The 17,744-nt window shown below is 63.6% G+C and carries 17 protein-coding genes; 11 read left to right on the top strand and 6 right to left on the bottom strand.

Annotated elements, in window-relative coordinates:
* Window positions 1–12: 12 nt before the first annotated feature.
* Window positions 13–750: a competence/damage-inducible protein A gene (locus tag ACIPUD_RS18795; RefSeq protein WP_018455305.1), complete on the bottom strand. Its 738-nt coding sequence runs from the start codon at window positions 748–750 to the stop codon at window positions 13–15.
* Window positions 751–1,027: 277 nt separating this feature from the next.
* Between ACIPUD_RS18795 and ACIPUD_RS18790 the strand changes: the two genes are divergently transcribed.
* The 5 genes from ACIPUD_RS18790 to ACIPUD_RS18770 all read left to right on the top strand — a co-directional run bounded on the left by ACIPUD_RS18790 (window position 1,028) and on the right by ACIPUD_RS18770 (window position 5,978).
* Window positions 1,028–2,446 (top strand): circularly permuted type 2 ATP-grasp protein, encoded by a 1,419-nt coding sequence (locus ACIPUD_RS18790; RefSeq protein WP_027518749.1) that lies wholly within the window; start codon window positions 1,028–1,030, stop codon window positions 2,444–2,446.
* Between the two features lie 4 nt (window positions 2,447–2,450).
* Window positions 2,451–3,395 carry an alpha-E domain-containing protein gene (locus ACIPUD_RS18785; protein WP_018455303.1) on the top strand — a complete coding sequence of 315 codons (945 nt, stop codon included), beginning with the start codon at window positions 2,451–2,453 and terminating at the stop codon, window positions 3,393–3,395.
* A 68-nt stretch (window positions 3,396–3,463) separates the two neighbouring features.
* Window positions 3,464–4,312 (top strand): transglutaminase family protein, encoded by an 849-nt coding sequence (locus ACIPUD_RS18780; RefSeq protein ID WP_007611900.1) that lies wholly within the window; start codon window positions 3,464–3,466, stop codon window positions 4,310–4,312.
* 122 nt (window positions 4,313–4,434) lie between these two features.
* Window positions 4,435–5,193, top strand: coding sequence for a proteasome-type protease (locus tag ACIPUD_RS18775; protein WP_026232918.1), 759 nt, complete (start codon window positions 4,435–4,437; stop codon window positions 5,191–5,193).
* 26 nt (window positions 5,194–5,219) lie between these two features.
* A complete protein-coding gene (locus ACIPUD_RS18770; protein ID WP_446481305.1) occupies window positions 5,220–5,978 on the top strand; it encodes an SDR family oxidoreductase in 759 nt (252 codons plus the stop codon).
* Window positions 5,979–6,218: 240 nt separating this feature from the next.
* Here ACIPUD_RS18770 and ACIPUD_RS18765 read toward each other — a convergent pair whose 3' ends face one another.
* Window positions 6,219–7,457 carry an MFS transporter gene (locus tag ACIPUD_RS18765; protein ID WP_446481304.1) on the bottom strand — a complete coding sequence of 413 codons (1,239 nt, stop codon included), beginning with the start codon at window positions 7,455–7,457 and terminating at the stop codon, window positions 6,219–6,221.
* A gap of 158 nt (window positions 7,458–7,615) precedes the next feature.
* Between ACIPUD_RS18765 and ACIPUD_RS18760 the strand changes: the two genes are divergently transcribed.
* Both ACIPUD_RS18760 and ACIPUD_RS18755 read left to right on the top strand, forming a co-directional pair.
* Window positions 7,616–8,866: a NupC/NupG family nucleoside CNT transporter gene (locus ACIPUD_RS18760; RefSeq protein ID WP_446481303.1), complete on the top strand. Its 1,251-nt coding sequence runs from the start codon at window positions 7,616–7,618 to the stop codon at window positions 8,864–8,866.
* Window positions 8,867–8,969: 103 nt separating this feature from the next.
* On the top strand, window positions 8,970–11,096 hold the full coding sequence (locus ACIPUD_RS18755; protein WP_446481302.1) for an O-linked N-acetylglucosamine transferase, SPINDLY family protein: 2,127 nt from the start codon (window positions 8,970–8,972) through the stop codon (window positions 11,094–11,096).
* Between the two features lie 12 nt (window positions 11,097–11,108).
* Here ACIPUD_RS18755 and ACIPUD_RS18750 read toward each other — a convergent pair whose 3' ends face one another.
* Together ACIPUD_RS18750 and ACIPUD_RS18745 are read right to left on the bottom strand one after the other, a co-directional pair.
* Window positions 11,109–11,648, bottom strand: a complete 540-nt coding sequence (locus tag ACIPUD_RS18750; protein ID WP_085351092.1) for a cupin domain-containing protein — start codon at window positions 11,646–11,648, stop codon at window positions 11,109–11,111.
* Between the two features lie 149 nt (window positions 11,649–11,797).
* On the bottom strand, window positions 11,798–12,085 hold the full coding sequence (locus ACIPUD_RS18745) for an usg protein (protein ID WP_007611911.1): 288 nt from the start codon (window positions 12,083–12,085) through the stop codon (window positions 11,798–11,800).
* 373 nt (window positions 12,086–12,458) lie between these two features.
* Between ACIPUD_RS18745 and ACIPUD_RS18740 the strand changes: the two genes are divergently transcribed.
* Together ACIPUD_RS18740 and groL are read left to right on the top strand one after the other, a co-directional pair.
* Window positions 12,459–12,773, top strand: coding sequence for a co-chaperone GroES (locus ACIPUD_RS18740; RefSeq protein ID WP_007611913.1), 315 nt, complete (start codon window positions 12,459–12,461; stop codon window positions 12,771–12,773).
* Between the two features lie 44 nt (window positions 12,774–12,817).
* The gene (gene groL / locus ACIPUD_RS18735) at window positions 12,818–14,458 is read left to right on the top strand and encodes a chaperonin GroEL (protein ID WP_085351091.1); all 1,641 of its coding nucleotides are present in this window, start codon (window positions 12,818–12,820) and stop codon (window positions 14,456–14,458) included.
* Between the two features lie 115 nt (window positions 14,459–14,573).
* Here groL and lepB read toward each other — a convergent pair whose 3' ends face one another.
* Window positions 14,574–15,320 carry a signal peptidase I gene (gene lepB, locus ACIPUD_RS18730; RefSeq protein ID WP_085385036.1) on the bottom strand — a complete coding sequence of 249 codons (747 nt, stop codon included), beginning with the start codon at window positions 15,318–15,320 and terminating at the stop codon, window positions 14,574–14,576.
* 109 nt (window positions 15,321–15,429) lie between these two features.
* Window positions 15,430–16,263: a LysR family transcriptional regulator gene (locus ACIPUD_RS18725; RefSeq protein ID WP_018455621.1), complete on the bottom strand. Its 834-nt coding sequence runs from the start codon at window positions 16,261–16,263 to the stop codon at window positions 15,430–15,432.
* A gap of 132 nt (window positions 16,264–16,395) precedes the next feature.
* Here ACIPUD_RS18725 and ACIPUD_RS18720 point away from each other — a divergent pair, with 132 nt between their 5' ends.
* Window positions 16,396–16,989, top strand: coding sequence for a cysteine hydrolase family protein (locus ACIPUD_RS18720; RefSeq protein ID WP_018455620.1), 594 nt, complete (start codon window positions 16,396–16,398; stop codon window positions 16,987–16,989).
* A 13-nt stretch (window positions 16,990–17,002) separates the two neighbouring features.
* Window positions 17,003–17,641 carry a glutathione binding-like protein gene (locus ACIPUD_RS18715; protein WP_446481301.1) on the top strand — a complete coding sequence of 213 codons (639 nt, stop codon included), beginning with the start codon at window positions 17,003–17,005 and terminating at the stop codon, window positions 17,639–17,641.
* The last annotated feature ends 103 nt before the right edge of the window (window positions 17,642–17,744 follow it).

The raw sequence follows: 17,744 nt of genomic DNA, 5'->3' as shown, positions 1-17,744 counted from the left end.
GCAGCTAGGTTGCTAGCGGGTGATGTTCAATCCCGCCAGCATTTCCTTCACCGCCGCCATTGCGGCTGCGAGCTTGTCCGCATCGCGCGAGCGCACCACCAGATTGGTGTTCGGCTTCTGCTCTTCATCCATGAAGGGATAGCTGCCGATGATGGTGTCGGGATGTTGGGCGGCAATCGCCCGCAGCGGGCTGCCGATGTCGCCTTCCCGCGCATTGGCGCGGACCGATTCAGAGAGCATGCGCACGCCCGATTTCAGCTTGGGCGAGACGATGTCCATCATCGCCTGCATGATCGAGGGCACGCCCGCCATCACGATGACATTGCCGATCTTGAAGCCGGGAGCGAGGATGGTCGCGCTCTGGATCAGCTCGGCACCATCAGGAATGCGGGCCATGCGCAGGCGGGCCTCGTTGAGGTCCTGCTCGCTCCAGCGCTCGCGGAAACGGGCGACCACCTCCGGGTGATGGTCGATGCCGACGCCGAACGCCTTGGCGACGCTATCAGCGGTGATGTCGTCATGGGTCGGCCCGATGCCACCTGTGGTGAAGACATAGGTGTAGCGATGCCGCAGTGCATCCAACGCGGCAATGATGTCGGACTCGTCGTCGGAGACGACCCGGACCTCCTTCAGGTCGATGCCGATATTGGTCAGGTATTCGGCGATGAAGCCGATGTTCTTGTCCTTGGTCCGGCCGGACAGGATTTCGTCCCCAATGACCAGAATACCCGCCGTGACGATCTCGCTCATACCTCAAGTCCCTCACCTATCGGCCCGACTTTGCCGAGGTAACGCGTTGAAGTCACGCGGTTTTGCTGCCGAAATAAGCAGTCCTCAGCCATTTTTTCAGGCAAGCCGCCGGCCATCCCCGGCAAATGTCCTCTCCCCATGCTTATCGCGCTGGCCCGGCCCTTGCTACCGCATGAAAGTCATGCACTCTTGCCGCATGGCCAGGACGTTGCGGTCTTCACCAGGGCCTCGCGACCTGTCGAATGGCGCAACGCCTTGCGGAGACAAGTCGGGATCTATGGCAGTCGCGTTTGATGAAATGAACATTCCCGGTGGGGACCTTCGGCCCGCCTATCAGGAGCTGGCGCGCTGGCTCAAGGAGACGCCTCCCGAGGCGCTCGAATATCGCCGCCAGGAGGCCGAGCTCCTCTTCCGCCGCATCGGCATTACCTTCGCGGTCTATGGCGACTCCGAGTCCACGGAGCGCCTGATCCCCTTCGATGTGATCCCGCGGATCATGTCCGGCAAGGAATGGTCACTGCTGGAGAAGGGCCTGAAGCAGCGCGTGCGCGCGCTCAACATGTTCCTGCGCGACATCTATCACGGCCGCGATATCCTCCGTGCCGAGATCGTGCCCGACGACCTCATCTTTCAGAACCCGGTCTTCCGTCCCGAGATGAACGGCCAGCAGGTGCCGCACGACGTCTACGTGCACATCGCCGGCATCGACATCGTCCGGGTCGATGCCGAGGACTTCATCGTGCTGGAGGACAATGCACGCACGCCCTCGGGCGTGTCCTACATGCTGGAAAACCGCGAGATCATGATGCGGCTGTTTCCGGACCTGTTCGCCCGCCACAGGGTGGCGCCGGTCGAACGCTATCCGGACGAGCTGCTATCCGCCTTGCGCTCGGTGGCGCCGCAAAGCGCCTCCGGCGAGCCGACCGTCGCGTTGCTCACGCCGGGCGTCTACAACTCGGCCTATTACGAGCACTCCTTCCTCGCCGACAAGCTCGGTATCGAGCTGGTCGAGGGCCGTGACCTCATCGTCAAGAACAACGAAGTGTTCATGCGGACGACCGAGGGCGTGAAACGGGTCGACGTGATCTACCGCCGCGTCGACGACGACTACCTCGATCCCCTCACCTTCCGCCCCGACTCCGCCCTCGGCGTGCCCGGGCTGATGTCGGCCTATGCGGCCGGCAACATCACGCTCGCCAACGCGGTCGGCACCGGCATCGCCGACGACAAGGCGATCTACTCCTACATGCCGGACATCGTAAAATTCTACCTCGGCGAGGAGCCGATCCTGAAGAACGTGCAGACCTGGCGCTGCCGCGAGCCGAAGGATCTCGCCTATGTGCTGGACCATCTGAGCGAGCTCGTCGTGAAGGAGGTGCACGGCTCCGGCGGCTACGGCATGCTGATCGGCCCTGCCGCGACCAAGGCGACGATTGAAGCCTTCCGCGAGAAGCTCAAACGCGAGCCCGAGGGCTTCATTGCGCAGCCGACGCTGGCGCTCTCGACCTGCCCGACCTGCACGGCATCCGGCCTTGCGCCCCGCCACGTCGACCTGCGGCCGTTCGTGCTCACCGGCAGCAAGAGCACCACGATCGTCCCCGGCGGGTTGACACGCGTTGCCCTGAAGGAAGGCTCCCTGGTGGTGAATTCGAGCCAGGGCGGCGGCACCAAAGATACCTGGATCCTGGACGAGTAGAGAGATGCTGTCGCGTACCGCCGAAAACCTCTATTGGCTCGCCCGCTACGTCGAACGGGCCGAATATCTCGCGCGCACCATCGATGCGACGCTGCGCGTCACCGCGCTTCCCGCCGCCTATATCGGCAAGACCAACGAATGGGACTCGGCGCTCTTGACCGCCGGCGTCGCCGCAAGCTTCTATCAGCAGTACGAAGAAGCCAACGAGCGCAACGTCGTGGATTATCTCTCGTTCTCGGCGGATAATCCGTCCTCGATCAGGAATTGCATCGAGGCCGCGCGGCTGAATTCGCGCTCGGTGCGCACAGCGCTGACGAGCGAGATGTGGGATACCATCAACTCGGCCTGGATCGAGTTGCAGGAGGTCTGGAGCAGAGGGACCTCCACGCGCGAGGATCTCGCAAAGTTCCTGCGCTTCGTGCAGGAGACCTCGCTGCGCTTCGACGGCTCGGCCTACCGGACCATGCTGCGCAACGACGCCTACTGGTTCTCGCGGATGGGCCTGCATCTCGAACGCGCCGACAACACCGCTCGTATTCTCGACGTGAAATACCATGTGCTGCTGCCCGAGGAGGAGCATGTCGGCGGCCCGCTGGATTTCTACCAATGGACCTCGATCCTGCGTTCGGTTTCGGCGCTGACGGCCTATCACTGGGTCTATCGCGAGACACTGAAGCCCTGGCTGATCGCGGATTTGCTCATCCTCAACGATTCGCTGCCGCGTTCGCTCGCAAGCTGCTACGGCAATCTGGTGCGCAATCTCGATCAGATCGGCGTCGCCTATGGCCGCCAGGGTCCGGCCCAGCGCCATGCCCGCGGCATTCGCAACCGGCTGGAACACAGCAATATGAACGACATTTTCCAGCATGGCGTGCATGAATTCATTCAGGAATTCATCTTGGACAATTCCAGGCTGGGCGAAATCATCACGAAGCAGTATTTGATCTGATACTGCTGTCATTCCGGGGACGCCCGCAGGGCTAGCCCGGATCGATGACGCTACAACAACGGTCCACCATGCGCCTGCGAATCCTGCACACCACGACCTATCGCTACGAGCCGCAGGCCACGAGCGTGATCCAGATCCTGCGCATGACGCCCGGCAGCCATGACGGGCAATATGTGGCGGAGTGGCAGATCGACGTGTCGACCGACACCAAGCTCGACACCCACGAGGATGCGTTCGGCAACGTCACCCATGTGCTGTCCTGCGGACCGGTCGGCGATATCAAGATCACCGCCGAGGGCCTGATCGAGACCCATGACACCGGCGGCGTTCTCCGCGGCGCCGACGAGCGCTTTCCCGCCGGCATGTTCTTGCGCGCCACCGACCTTACCACGGTCAATCCGGCGATGAATGCGGTCGCGCGCCAGCTGCGTAGCGAGGCCGAGAGCGACACGCTGGGCTTCCTGCACACGCTGATGACGCAAATCAGCGATCACATGACCTTCGACGAGGACCCCACCAACAGCGGCACGTCGGCGGCGGAAGCGTTCACGCTCAAGCGCGGTGTGTGCCAGGACTACGCGCACATCTTCATCGCCTGCGCGCGCAGCGGCGGCGTGCCGGCGCGCTTCGTCTCCGGCCACTTCCTGCGCTCCGACGGCACGGTGCATCAGGACGCGGGCCATGCCTGGGCGGAGGCCTATGTCGACGGTCTCGGCTGGGTCGGCTTCGATCCCGCCAACAGCATCTGCGCCACGGACGCCCACGTCCGGGTCGCGATCGGGCTCGATTATCTCGGCGCCGCCCCCGTGCGCGGCACCCGCTATGGCGGCGGCGCGGAGACGCTGTCGGTGGCGGTCAAGGTCGAGCAGGCCGGCCGCGGCGGCCAGTCGCAATCGCAGTCCCAGCGGCAGAGCTGAACCGCGCCCCGCGCGCCCCTCACCCATGGTCGGTTTCCACCCTGCCGCCCCGCGGCAATCGGGGGTTGGAGCGGCCCTTGAAATTGGCTAGTAATCCGCGCAAACGCGTTCGGGGACAGGAAATGACCTATTGTTGCGGAATTCTAGTTCGGGACGGTCTGGTGATGATCGCCGACACCCGCACCAATGCCGGCCTCGACAACGTCTCGACCTTCCGCAAGCTCCACATCTTCTCCAAGCCCGGCGACCGCATTATGGCGATTGCCAGCGCCGGCAACCTCGCCATCAGCCAGTCGGTGCTCTCGACGCTGACCGAGGGCCTCGAAGACCCCGACACCGGTGAGATCGAGACGCTGATGAACGCGCCGACCATGTTCCAGGCCGCCCAGCGCATTGGCCGGGCGATCCGGGCCGTGCACGCGACCGAGGGCCCCGCACTGAGGTCTGAGGACGTATCGTTCGACGTGTCCTTCCTGTTCGGGGGCCAGATCAACGGCGCGCGCATGCGCCTGTTCATGGTCTACACCGCCGGCAATTTCATCGAATGCACCACCGACACACCCTATCTGCAGATCGGCGAGCACAAATACGGCAAGCCGGTGCTCGACCGCGCCATGCATTACGACGTCGAACTCTACGAGGCGCTGAAGACCGGGCTGATCTCGATGGATTCGACCATGCGCTCGAATCTCGGCGTCGGCCTGCCGATCGACGTTCTGGTGGTGCGCGCCGACGCCTGCGAGGCCGACCTCAACCACCGCATCGAGGCGGGCGAGCCCTATTTCCACGATTTGCGCTCGCGCTGGTCGGCGGCCTTGCGCGCCGCGCATCAGAACATTCCGCGGCCGCCCTACAAGAACGAAAAAGAATCCAAAACCTGACAGATCAAGAGAAAAGGCAGGAAACGATGAGTGAAGCGAAAAAGATCGCAGTGGTGACGGGCGCTGGCACTGGAGTCGGGCGCGCGGCGTCACTGGCGCTGATGAACACAGGCTTCACCGTGGTGCTGGTCGGGCGCCGGCCCGAGATGCTCGAGGAGACGGCCAAGCTCGGCCCCGCCGGAAAGAGCCTCTGCATCACCGCCGACATGACCAAGCCGGACTCGATTGCGGCACTGTTCGACAAGGTGAAGGCCACCTATGGCCGGCTCGACGTGCTCTTCAACAATGCCGGCATGGGCGCCCCGCCGGTGAATTTCGAGGATCTCAGCCTCGAGCAGTGGCAGGCGGTGGTGAACACCAATCTCACCGGCCCGTTCCTGTGCACCCAGCACGCCTTCCGCATCATGAAGGACCAGAGCCCGCGCGGCGGCCGCATCATCAACAACGGCTCGATCTCGGCGCATGCGCCGCGGCCGTTCTCGGCGGCCTATACCTCGACCAAGCACGCCATCACCGGCCTCACCAAGGCCTCCAACCTCGACGGCCGCATGTACGACATCGCGGTCGGCCAGGTCGACATCGGCAACGCCGCAACGCCCATGACTGACCGCATGGTCAACGGCCCCGGCGTGCTGCAGCCCGACGGCACGTCGAAGCAGGAGCCGCGCATGGATGCGAAGGCGGTCGGCGATGCCGTCGCCTACATGGCCGGCCTGCCCCTCGATGCCAACGTGCTGACCATGACCGTCATGGCAACCAAGATGCCGTTCGTGGGACGGGGCTGAATCAGAAAACGCGAAAACAACCCCATGCACAGTAGGCGGCATGGGGTTGCAGCCTCGCTCCGCAAGCGGACGTGAAGTCGGCTAAATCTCCGCACTGCTTCAACAATCGTCATTGCGAGCGCAGCGAAGCAATCCAGACTACCACCGCGGCAAGATTCTGGATTGCTTCGTCGCGCCAGCGCAAAATTACTTCACAATTTTGTCGCGGGCTCCTCGCAATGACGGGGAGAGAGCGAGCTCCTACTCCAAACTCTCCACCCGGCGCAGACTCGGAAACAGCTTCATCCACAACAGCGCCACCGCAACCGTGCAGACGCCGCCCAGCACGGCTGCCGGCATGGCGCCGAACAGTGCGGCAGCAACCCCGCTCTCGAACTGGCCGAGCTGGTTGGAGGCGTTGATGAAGAGGAAGTTCACCGCGCCGACCCGGCCGCGCATCTCGTCGGGGGTCGCGAGCTGCACCAGCGAGAAACGGATCACGACGCTGATCGTATCGGCCGCGCCGAGAACGGCGAGCGCGAGCACCGAGAGCCACATCCAGGACGACAGCGCGAACACGACCGTTGCGACGCCGAACACGATCACGGCCTGAAACATGCGCAGGCCCACATGCCGCGAAATGGCGTGACGGGCCAGCACCATGGTCATCAGCAGCGCGCCGACCGCGGGCGCGGCGCGGAGGATTCCGAGTCCCATCGGACCGGTCTGGAGGATGTCGCGGGCATAGATCGGCAGAAGCGCGGTGACGCCGCCGAACAGCACCGCGAACAGATCGAGCGAGATGGTGCCGAGGATCGCCGGATTGCTGCGGATGAAGCGGACGCCGGCGAAGATATTGTCGGCTCCCGCGATATCCTTGGCGATCGCCTGCGGGCGCGGCCGGATGAAGCCGGTCAGGATCATCCCGAAGATCCAGAACAGCACCATCACCGCGTAGGCGAGATGCGGCGCAACCGCGTAGGCAAAACCGCCTAGCGCCGGACCGGTAATGGTCGCGACCTGCGCCGCACCGCTGGAGACGGCGGTGGCGCGCTGGAGCGAGCCCTGCGGGGCGATCGCCGGCAGCAGCGCCGCGGTGGTCGGGCTCTCGAACGCACCGGCAATGCCGAGCACGAAGGTGGCCACGAAAATCTGAACTTCGCTGACCAAGCCGAGATAGGTGATGACGCCGAGATAGAGCGCGGTCGCTGCTTCCACGAGTTGGCAGAGCTGGACCACGCGCTTGCGCTCGTAGCGGTCGGCGGCATGGCCGGCGATGAACACCAGCAGCGCCGTGGGCAGGAATTGCACGAGGCCGACCATGCCGAGATCGAAGGCCGAGCCGGTGAGATCGTAGATCTGCCAGCCGATCGCGACCGCCGCAATCTGGCTGGAGAAACGCGACAGGCTGCGCGAGAGCAGAAAGAACAGAAAGGCGCGATGGGAGAGGAGCGCGCGGGCACTGACCGGCGGGTTTCCCGATATGGGCTGGTCTGGCATCGCCTCTTCGGTCACGCTCGGGCTATCCGGCTCCTGATGTCGACGTGCTCCGCGTGGCTGACGCGGACCTGCTTGTCAACAGCGAGACGCTTCGACAATCTCCCGGCATTGCGTTTGCAACGCAGGGGTGGCCATAATCATCGGGGTTTGGGGACATCATGCTGCGGCTGCAATCGGCACTCGGCGTTTTCGCATTGCTGTTGATCGCCTTGGTCCTGAGCGAGAATCGCCGCGCGGCCTCGCTGCGCCAGGCGGCGATCGGCCTCGCCGCCACCTTCGTCACCGCGATCGTTCTCCTGAAGGTGCCCGTCGTCGCGCGCGCGTTCGGTGCCATCAACGACGCGGTGAGCGCGATCTCGGCGGCCTCGCGCGCCGGCTCCTCCTTCGTGTTCGGCTATGTCGGCGGCGGTCCCCTGCCCTTCGACCTGAAAGCACCGGGTGCCGATTTCGTCCTGGCGTTCCAGGCGCTGCCGATCGTGCTGGTCATGAGCGTGCTGACGACGCTCTTGTTCTATTGGCGCGTGCTGCCGCCGGTCGTGCGCGGCATGGCCTGGCTGCTGGAGCGGACGCTCGGCGTCGGCGGCGCGGTCGGACTCTCGACCGCCGCCAACATCTTTCTCGGCATGGTCGAGGCGCCGCTGTTCGTGCGGCCTTATCTCGCGCAAATGACCCGCAGCGAGTTGTTCCTGGTGATGACCGGCGGCATGGCCGGCATCGCCGGCACGGTGCTGGTGCTGTATGCGACGCTCCTTGCTCCCCTCATTCCCGACGCAGCCGCCCATTTCGTCATCGCCTCGGTGCTGGGTGCCCCCGCCGCGATCCTGGTCAGCCTCATCATGGTGCCGGAGACATCCGACAAGCGCACCGGCGGCGCGCTGGAGGCTCCCGAGATGGAGGTCTCCAGCACGATGGACGCGATCGTGAAAGGGACGGGCGCGGGGATCGAGCTGCTGATCAACATCGTCGCCATGCTGCTGGTGCTGGTGGCGCTGGTCTATCTCGTCAATGCGATCCTCGGCCTGCTGCCTGATGTCGGCGGCGCTGCGATCTCGTTGCAGCGCCTGCTCGGCCTCGTGATGGCGCCGGTGTGCTGGCTCATGGGATTGCCGTGGGATCAGGCGATCACCGCCGGCAGCCTGATGGGCACGAAAACCGTGCTGAACGAGCTGATCGCCTATGTCGACTTCTCGAAATTGCCGCCCGGCACGCTCGATCCGCGCTCGCGCCTGATCATGCTCTATGCGATGTGCGGCTTCGCCAATTTCGCCAGCCTCGGCATCATGATCGGCGGTCTCGGCGTGATGGCGCCGGAACGGCGCGAGGAAATCAATGCGCTCGGGCTGAAGTCGATCGTGTCGGGAACGCTGACGACGTGTCTGATGGGAGCAGTGGTGGGGGTGTTGACGTGAAGCTTGTGTGAGGCTGGCGCCCTCGCAGCTCCGATGGGGCGCAGCGCAATCGCGACAATCCTTCCATGTTAATCTCTTCAGGAGATTCGGCTGGAATTGATTCATGAGCAACAGCGCAGGCCAGCGGGCATTTCAAAATGCCCGGCTTCAGAAACGGCAAAAAGCCGAGCTAGGGCCGTTGCTCGCGCGCGCCCTCCAGCTGCACAAGGCGGGACTTCTCCCCGAGGCCAAGACGGCCTATCGCGAACTCCTGGAGCTTGCGCCCGACCAATTCATCGCGCTGCATTTGCTGGGCGCTTTGGAGTCTGAAGCCAAAAACTATCGGCAGGCGCAAGTTTTGCTGAGCCGAGCGGTGGCCTTGGATCCGCGATCTGCCGAAGCCCATATGAGCCTGGGCGTCGCGCTCAACGGGCTGAAACGTCACAATGAGGCCCGCGAGAGCTATCGGAAGGCCCTCGCCCTTCGACCCAACTACGCCTTGGCCCTGTCCAATCTCGGCAACGCAAGCGCGGCCCTTGAACTTTACCAGGAAGCGCTCGAGAGCTACGACAAGGCGCTCGCAATCGACGGAAGACTTTCCGAAGCCCATAACGGCCGGGGTTGGGCGCTCTGCCGTGTGCGCGCCTATGACGAAGCGATCGCAAGCTTAAACCGCGCGCTATCGATCAAGCCTGACTACGCCTCGGCGCTGTCGACCCGCGCCGTTGCATTGCGGGAGCTTCAGCGATTTGACGAAGCCATGGCGGATTGCAATCGCGCAATCGCCCTCGCACCCGACGACGCGAATGGATGGCTCTGGCGGGCCAGTATCTTGCTCCTGACCCGGCAAGTTGCCGAAGCATTGTCCGATTGCGAGAAGGCTCTCGCGGCCGATCCCGGCTTCTCTCAGGCCCACAGCCTGCTCGGCCAATGTCTCGCGGCACTTGGCCGGGTCGACGAAGCCCTCGCCAGTTTCGACAGAGCTCTCGACATCGAGCCTGATCAGAGCACGATTTCCAGCAAGATATTCACCCTCGATTTCATGGCCGACGCCAGCGTTGCGCAGCATCAGCAAGCGCGACATGTATGGTGGGAGCAGATCGGTGCGAAGATCGCCTCAGCAGCGGCGGGATCGCATGAGAACAGCCGCGATCCGGATCGCCGTCTGGTGCTGGGTTATGTCTCGTCGGATTTTCACACACATTCAGCGGCGTTCATTTTCAAGCCGGTCCTGCAGCACCATGATCGGGCACAGTTCGAGATCGTGTGCTACGCTTGTTCACCGAAAACGGATGCGACGACCAGCGAATTTCAGGGGATCGCCGATCGCTGGCGCGACGCCTCGCAATGGTCCGACGATCGCCTCGCCGCTCAGATCCGCGCCGACGGCGTCGATATCCTGATCGATCTGTCCGGCCACACCAGCGGAAACCGCCTCGGTGTGTTTGCGCGCAAACCGGCACCTGTTCAGGCGCATGGCTGGGGCCATGGGACCGGGACCGGGTTGCCAACCATCGATTATCTATTCTCGGACCCGGTCGCGATTCCTGCCGCGGTTCGGCATCTGTTTGCGGAGACCATCGTTGACCTGCCGTGCTTTGTGACGCTGGCGCCGCTGCCACCCGGGATTGCGCGGGCGCCGACGCCGGCGCTCGCGAACGGCTTCATCACATTCGGTGTCTTCAACCGCACCAGCAAGATTTCGAACGAGGCGGTGGAAGTCTGGTCTAGGATTCTCGAGCGGGTGCCGGGTTCGCGACTGCTGATCAAGGATACTGCACTGGACGCTCAGCTGGTCCGCGACAATCTGCTGGCGCGGTTTGCCGCTTGCCGGTTGCCGGCCGAACGCGTCGATCTGCTCGGAGCCACGTCGCGAGACGAACATCTGGCAACGTTCAATCGCGTCGATATTGGCCTCGACCCATTCCCGCAGAATGGCGGCGTCAGCACGTGGGAAGCCTTGCAGATGGGCGTGCCGGTGGTGGCGAAGCTCGGTCACAGCCTGCCGAGCCGTGCTGCCGGCTCCATCCTCACCGCGCTGGGCCTGCCGGAGTGGGTCGCGGACAGCGATGAGGCCTATGTCGAAATCGCAGCGAGCCGTGGGTTGCAGATCGGCGAGCTCGATAAGTTGCGCGGCGAACTGCCCGGACAGATCAGGGCTGCCGCCGCCGGCAACCCAATCTCATACGTGCAAGCGGTGGACGATGCCTATCGCGCGATGTGGAAACGCTATTGCAACGACGGCGGCTGATCTCCGCCTCGCCTACGCCTTAAACTCCACGGTCCTGAACTCCGCCGGCAGGATCACCTCCAGCAGCTCGACGTCGTCCGAATAGTCCAGGATCATGTGCTTGATCTTCGGCGGCTGGGTCCAGGCGCTACCTTCTTTCATCAGCGTCTCGCCCTCTCCGTCCATATAGGTCTTCACCCAGCCCTTGAGCACGTAGACCATCTGGAATTCGACGTCGTGAAAGTGCAGCTTCGACACTTCGTCCGGATTGCAGGGGCCTTGCAGCCGGATCACGTGCGCCTGCGCGAGGCCGTGGCTGGCGGCGGCGATGCCGAGGTCGCGATATTTCGCGTAGGTACGCAGACCGTCGGCTTTGAAGTCTTCCTCGCGGTGATGGCTGATCGCAATGCGCTGCTTGGGCCGCGCCGGTTTCTTGGCGGATGACTTTGCCGTTGTCGTGGGGGCTTTTGCCTTCACCGCCGTGCGCGCCGTGGATCGTGCTGCGGGTTTGGCCCCGCTACGCCTCTTCACCGCGGCTTGCGATGCGCTGCGCGATTTTGCTTTCTTGGCCATGGGCGGCCTCCCCTGTTGTTATGGGGAGAGGCTAGCACAGAATGCGAAATCGCAGGGCGGGTTAGCGCTAACGTACCCACCACTTCTTTGCGCAAGCGTTGAAGCATGGGGGGTTACACTGACGCTAACCCACCCTACAGCTCCGCCCTTCAATGCAGCCGGAATACTCCGTCCACCGCGCGCAACTCGGCCGGCTTGATCAGCTTGGAATGCGCCACTGTCACCGAGTGAAGCGGTCCGTCGAGCTTTTCCTGCCAGAACGCCAGAAAATCCTTCAGCGCCGGAAATTTCGGAAACATGTCGTAGTCCTGCCAGACGTAAGTCTGGAGCAGCGAGGGATGATCCGGCATCCGGTAGAGAATCTGCGCCGTCGTCATTCCGTAACCCAGCAGCTGTTTCCGGAAATCGTCCGAAACGGCTCCACTCCGCAAGCCCATGCCAACCTCCTTTGCAGGAGCGCATTCAAGGAGTGGCTTTCCGGTGCGCCTTAAGAGCCACCCGCTGCTGATGCGCTCACATAAGAGAAATGTGACGCAAACTGACAATCCATCTCAAGCCCAAAAGTTTAACAAGCTGTTGAAATTCAATGCGTTAGCAGCAGATCTAGCTCCGTGCTAATACTGCGCCGAGCGCGATTAACGATGGAAAGAGATTTTGGCAGGCGGCGCCTCCGAGTGCTATTTTTCTGCTACAAGCCCTTGCTCCCGCCAAAATCCTGCCTTATCTCAGTTGTGCCTGCGCTGGCACTCGCCGGCGTAGACTGCTAACAACCCAAAATTCCCAAATCGTGCAAAAGCTTAGGAGAACTGCATGAATTTCCGTCCGCTTCACGACCGCGTCGTGGTCAAGCGCATCGACGCAGAAGAGAAGACCGCTGGCGGCATCATCATTCCCGACACGGCGAAGGAAAAGCCCTCGCAGGGCGAGATCGTCGCCGTCGGCCCGGGTGGCCGCGACGAAGCTGGCAAGCTGATCCCGATCGACCTGAAGGTCGGCGACCGCGTGCTGTTCGGTAAGTGGTCCGGCACCGAGGTCAAGATCGACAACGTCGACCTGCTGATCATGAAGGAAAGCGACATCATGGGCGTCCTCGACGTCCCCGCTTCCAAGAAGAAGGCGGCCTAAGAGCCCCTCTCTTATCCAGTTAAACACCTAAGGAAAAAATCCAGATGGCAGCTAAAGAAGTCAAATTCTCGGTCGATGCGCGCGACAAGATGCTTCGCGGCGTCGACATTCTCGCCAACGCGGTGAAGGTCACGCTCGGTCCGAAGGGCCGCAACGTCGTGCTCGACAAGTCGTTCGGCGCTCCCCGCATCACCAAGGACGGCGTCACCGTCGCCAAGGAGATCGAGCTCGAGGACAAGTTCGAGAACATGGGCGCGCAGATGGTGCGCGAAGTCGCCTCCAAGTCCGCTGACGCGGCCGGCGACGGCACCACCACCGCGACCGTGCTGGCCCAGGCGATCGTGCGCGAAGGCGCCAAGTCGGTTGCCGCCGGCATGAACCCGATGGATCTGAAGCGCGGTATCGATCTCGCGGTCGAAGCCGTCGTTGCGGACCTCGTCAAGAACTCCAAGAAGGTGACCTCGAACGACGAGATCGCCCAGGTCGGCACCATCTCGGCCAACGGCGACGCGGAGATCGGCAAGTTCCTCGCCGACGCCATGAAGAAGGTCGGCAACGAGGGTGTCATCACCGTCGAGGAAGCCAAGTCGCTCGAGACCGAGCTCGACGTCGTCGAGGGCATGCAGTTCGACCGCGGCTACATCTCGCCCTACTTCGTCACCAACGCCGACAAGATGCGCGTTGAGATGGACGACGCCTACATCCTCATCAACGAGAAGAAGCTCTCCTCGCTGAACGAGCTGCTGCCGCTGCTCGAGGCCGTGGTGCAGACCGGCAAGCCGCTGGTCATCGTCGCCGAGGACGTCGAAGGCGAAGCGCTTGCCACCCTAGTCGTGAACCGTCTCCGTGGCGGCCTGAAGGTCGCGGCCGTCAAGGCTCCGGGCTTCGGCGATCGCCGCAAGGCCATGCTGCAGGACATCGCGATCCTGACCGGTGGCCAGGCGATCTCGGAAGATCTCGGCATCAAGCTCGAGAACGTCACGCTCAACATGCTCGGTCGCGCCAAGAAGGTGATGATCGACAAGGAGAACACCACGATCGTCAACGGCGCCGGCAAGAAGGCCGACATCGAAGCGCGCGTGTCGCAGATCAAGGCGCAGATCGAGGAAACCACCTCGGACTACGACCGTGAGAAGCTCCAGGAGCGTCTTGCCAAGCTCGCAGGCGGCGTCGCGGTGATCCGCGTCGGCGGCGCGACCGAGGTCGAGGTGAAGGAGCGCAAGGATCGCGTTGATGACGCGATGCATGCGACCCGCGCGGCGGTCGAGGAAGGCATCGTCCCGGGCGGCGGCGTCGCCCTGCTCCGTGCCTCCGAGCAGCTCAAGGGCCTGCGCACCAAGAACGACGACCAGAAGACCGGCGTCGAGATCGTGCGCAAGGCGCTCTCCGCGCCCGCTCGCCAGATCGCGATCAACGCCGGTGAAGATGGCTCCGTGATCGTCGGCAAGGTCCTTGAGAACAAGTCGTACGCCTACGGCTTCGACTCCCAGACCGGCGAATATGTTGACCTCGTCAAGAAGGGCATCATCGACCCGACCAAGGTGGTCCGTACCGCGATCCAGAACGCAGCCTCGGTTGCGGCGCTCTTGATCACCACGGAAGCCATGGTCGCCGAGCTGCCCAAGAAGGGCGGCTCCGGTCCGGCGATGCCCCCGGGCGGCGGCATGGGCGGCATGGATTTCTGATCCAGCCATTCCGGCAAACGACAAAATGCGAAACCCCGGCAGCGATGCCGGGGTTTTGTTTTTCTTCGGTGGTCCCATCCCGGAGCAGCGCGGAGCCCGGAATGACAGTGGGGCTTCACCACACCTTCCCCAGCCGCTCCATGTGCGGTTCGCCGTGCTGGTCGAGCGACCAGAATATCCGCGTCACCTTGCCGACCAGATTGTCCATCGGCACGAATCCGATCGACGACATCACGCGGCTGTCACTCGAGTTGTCGCGATTGTCGCCGAGCACGAAGAAATGGCCCGGCGGCACGGTGTAGACGTCGGTGTTGTCGTAGTAGCCGTTGTCGACACAGTCCTGCGTCACGTAGGACGCGCCGTTCGGCAGCGTCTCGCGCCAGCGCTTGGCCTTCGCACCGTCATCCACGCCGCAGGTGGAGCCGGCGAATGCCTGCTTCAGAGCGACGCGCGTCACCGGGCGGTCATTGAGGATGAGTTGGCCCTGCCGCATCTGGATGCGATCACTGGGCAGCCCGACCACGCGCTTGACATAGTCGACCGCGGTGTCCTTTGGCGTCCGGAACACGACGACGTCACCATACTCGGGATCGGTGGCCCGGAAACGCCCGGAGATCCACGACGGCGCGAAGGGAAACGAATAACGGCCATAGCCATAGGCATATTTTGCAGCAAAGACGTAGTCGCCGACGACCAGCGTCGGCGTCATCGAGCCGGAAGGGATGTTGAACGGCTGAAACAGGAAGATGCGAAACAGGAACGGCGGCGACCACAGCACCGGAATCAGGAGGATCAGGATGACGATCGCCTTCCATTCCCGCACTTTGGCCTGCGGGTGGATGGTTTCCTGAAGAGTGGTCATGCGCCTGCCCTGATCAAGCCCGTAGTCGTCGCGAGATTACGCAACCCTCGCGCGTACGCAATCCCATAACTTGGTCGCGCCGCGCGCGGATCGCGTTCACGGGTCGCAATCAACCGCGCGCGAGATCGCTGAAGCAGCGGCGGATCCATTCGATGGTGAGCCGCGTCGCCGGATCGCGCTTGAGATGGTTCTGCACCAGCAGCCAGACGTCGCGGCGCCCAGGCAGCAGCGTGGCGCGCAGGCGGCGATCGCCGAGTAAGTCCGCGCAGACATGCTCCGGCAACACGCCGGCGGCCTGATGCGCGCGGATCAGGTTACGGATGACGCGAACGTTGTCGGTAACGCAGCGCGCGTGGGCTTGCTTCATACGCAGGAATTGCATCTCGGGAATGGCACCGAGTTCGTCCGGATAGGCGCACAGCACCGGCTCGCCTTCGGTCGTGACAGGCTCAAAATAATAGAGCTTGACGTCACCGAGCCTGGAGATCGCGAAGTCGCCCTTGTCGGGCTTGCGCAGCCGGATAGCGAGATCGGCTTCCCAGCGCGAGAACTTGACGTTCTCGCTCGAGGTGAGGAATTGCAGCGTCAGGCCGGAATTGGCGCGCAGGAAGTCGCTCGCGCGCGGCGACAGAACCTCCTCGGCAACCGTGTTGGTGGAGGCGATACGCAGGCGTCCCACCGGGCCTGCAAGACTCTCGCCGACGCGACCGATCTCGGCGGCATGTGCGGCCATCGCCTCGACATGCGCCAGCACCGCCTCGCAACTCCGCGTCGGCCGGCGCTGGCCGTCCACCGCATCGAACAGCGGCACGCCGAGATCGCGCTGGATGCGCGCGAGCCTGCGGCCGACGGTGGTCTCGTCGATGCGCAGCCGCGCGCTGGCGCCGGCATAGGTGCCCTCGTCCCTGACCGCGGCGATGATGCGCAGATCGTCCCAGTTCATGGCGATGAGCCTAGCAGGCACGACGGGCTCCTGCAAATTTGCAGCCATATGCTGCAATAGTCCTGCACATTGGCAGGCCGCCGCCGCGCTACTGTGGCGCCATCCGATATGCCTTAGGAAGGCCCGACCCGCATGACCGCCCCAAAAACCCTGCTTGAATTGTCCGGCGCCGATCTCACTCCGCCCAGGCTCGCCGATTCCTGCCTCGTGCTAATCGACATCCAGAACGAATATTGCGCCGGGCCGCTCGCCTTGCCGGACGCGGAGCCCGCAATCGCCGCCGCCGCGCGCCTGCTCGCCCGCGCGAGGGCGAGCGGCGCTGCGATCTTCCATATCGCGCACAAGGGACGTGCCGGCAGCCTGTTCGACCGCGAGGCCGCGCGCGGCGCGATCGTCAGGAACGTGGCGCCGCTCGCCAGCGAAGCCGTGATCGAAAAAGCGCTGCCGAACGCTTTTGCCGGCACCGACCTGCAAGTCCGGCTGGCCGCAACCGGACGCACGAACATCGTGCTGGCCGGTTTCATGACCCATATGTGCATCAGCTCGACCACCCGCGCCGCGCTCGACCTCGGCCTGCGCACGACGATCGCAGCCGATGCCTGCGCCACACGCGATCTTCCCGACGGCCGCGGCGGAGCGCTCTCCGCAAGGATCATCCACGAGGTCGCCCTGGCCGAATTGTCGGACCGGTTTGCGATCATCGCACAAACCGAGACGTTGACCTGAAGGAGCGTAGGCGATGCTGCAACTCTATTTCTCACCGATGGCCTGCTCGCTTGCGAGCCGCATCGCGCTGATGGAAGCGGGCATCGAGGCCCGCTATCATCCGGTCCATCTCCAGACCAAGCAGGTCGTGGACGACGGCAGGGATTTCCTCGGCGTTTCCCCAAAGGGCGCGGTGCCGGTCCTGGTGCTGGAGAATGGCGAACGGCTGACCGAAAGCGCCGCGGTGCTGCAATACATCGCCGACCTAAAGCCGCAGGCGGGCCTTGCACCCGCCTTCGGAAATCCCGACCGGTATCGGCTCCAGGAATGGCTCAGTTTCGTCGGGGCCGAGATCCACAAGGCGTTCCTGTTTCCAACCTTCTGGTACAAGGACGACGCCTCGCTCGCCAAGCCGCGTGCAAGAATAGCGCAGACATTATCGATGCCTGCCGCGCATCTGACGGACCGCGAATTCCTCGTCGGCGACAGCTTCACCGTCGCGGATGCCCATCTCACCTGGGCTTTGCTGTTGCTCCGTCCCGCGGGAATCGACGTCGCGCAATGGCCATCGTTGTCGGCCTATCTCGCGCGCATGCAGGCGCGACCGGCCGTGCGGGACGCGATTGCGACCGAAATGGCCGTCCGCATGACGATGGCGGCGAGCCCGGCGTGACAGGATGTCACGGCCGGGAAATCTGAGCGGTGCTCCGGCAGGGCATTGATGTCGGCGCGGCATGCGCTAATCTGGAGGGATATTTTTCGACATTTCCTTGGAA

Source organism: Bradyrhizobium sp. CAR08 (assembly GCF_052871955.1).
This window is presented reverse-complemented; position numbering and strand designations above follow the sequence as displayed.

What these genes read in the sequence shown, in the direction of transcription:
- ACIPUD_RS18760 (WP_446481303.1), top strand. Translation starts at nt 7,616, where the DNA reads ATGCTGCGGCTGCAATCGGCACTCGGCGTTTTCGCATTGCTGTTGATC.
- ACIPUD_RS18790 (WP_027518749.1), top strand. Translation starts at nt 1,028, where the DNA reads ATGGCAGTCGCGTTTGATGAAATGAACATTCCCGGTGGGGACCTTCGG.
- ACIPUD_RS18785 (WP_018455303.1), top strand. Translation starts at nt 2,451, where the DNA reads ATGCTGTCGCGTACCGCCGAAAACCTCTATTGGCTCGCCCGCTACGTC.
- ACIPUD_RS18775 (WP_026232918.1), top strand. Translation starts at nt 4,435, where the DNA reads ATGACCTATTGTTGCGGAATTCTAGTTCGGGACGGTCTGGTGATGATC.
- ACIPUD_RS18780 (WP_007611900.1), top strand. Translation starts at nt 3,464, where the DNA reads ATGCGCCTGCGAATCCTGCACACCACGACCTATCGCTACGAGCCGCAG.
- ACIPUD_RS18725 (WP_018455621.1), bottom strand. Translation starts at nt 16,263, where the DNA reads ATGAACTGGGACGATCTGCGCATCATCGCCGCGGTCAGGGACGAGGGC.
- groL (WP_085351091.1), top strand. Translation starts at nt 12,818, where the DNA reads ATGGCAGCTAAAGAAGTCAAATTCTCGGTCGATGCGCGCGACAAGATG.
- ACIPUD_RS18745 (WP_007611911.1), bottom strand. Translation starts at nt 12,085, where the DNA reads ATGGGCTTGCGGAGTGGAGCCGTTTCGGACGATTTCCGGAAACAGCTG.
- ACIPUD_RS18765 (WP_446481304.1), bottom strand. Translation starts at nt 7,457, where the DNA reads ATGCCAGACCAGCCCATATCGGGAAACCCGCCGGTCAGTGCCCGCGCG.
- ACIPUD_RS18770 (WP_446481305.1), top strand. Translation starts at nt 5,220, where the DNA reads ATGAGTGAAGCGAAAAAGATCGCAGTGGTGACGGGCGCTGGCACTGGA.
- ACIPUD_RS18740 (WP_007611913.1), top strand. Translation starts at nt 12,459, where the DNA reads ATGAATTTCCGTCCGCTTCACGACCGCGTCGTGGTCAAGCGCATCGAC.
- ACIPUD_RS18720 (WP_018455620.1), top strand. Translation starts at nt 16,396, where the DNA reads ATGACCGCCCCAAAAACCCTGCTTGAATTGTCCGGCGCCGATCTCACT.
- ACIPUD_RS18755 (WP_446481302.1), top strand. Translation starts at nt 8,970, where the DNA reads ATGAGCAACAGCGCAGGCCAGCGGGCATTTCAAAATGCCCGGCTTCAG.
- ACIPUD_RS18750 (WP_085351092.1), bottom strand. Translation starts at nt 11,648, where the DNA reads ATGGCCAAGAAAGCAAAATCGCGCAGCGCATCGCAAGCCGCGGTGAAG.
- lepB (WP_085385036.1), bottom strand. Translation starts at nt 15,320, where the DNA reads ATGACCACTCTTCAGGAAACCATCCACCCGCAGGCCAAAGTGCGGGAA.
- ACIPUD_RS18795 (WP_018455305.1), bottom strand. Translation starts at nt 750, where the DNA reads ATGAGCGAGATCGTCACGGCGGGTATTCTGGTCATTGGGGACGAAATC.
- ACIPUD_RS18715 (WP_446481301.1), top strand. Translation starts at nt 17,003, where the DNA reads ATGCTGCAACTCTATTTCTCACCGATGGCCTGCTCGCTTGCGAGCCGC.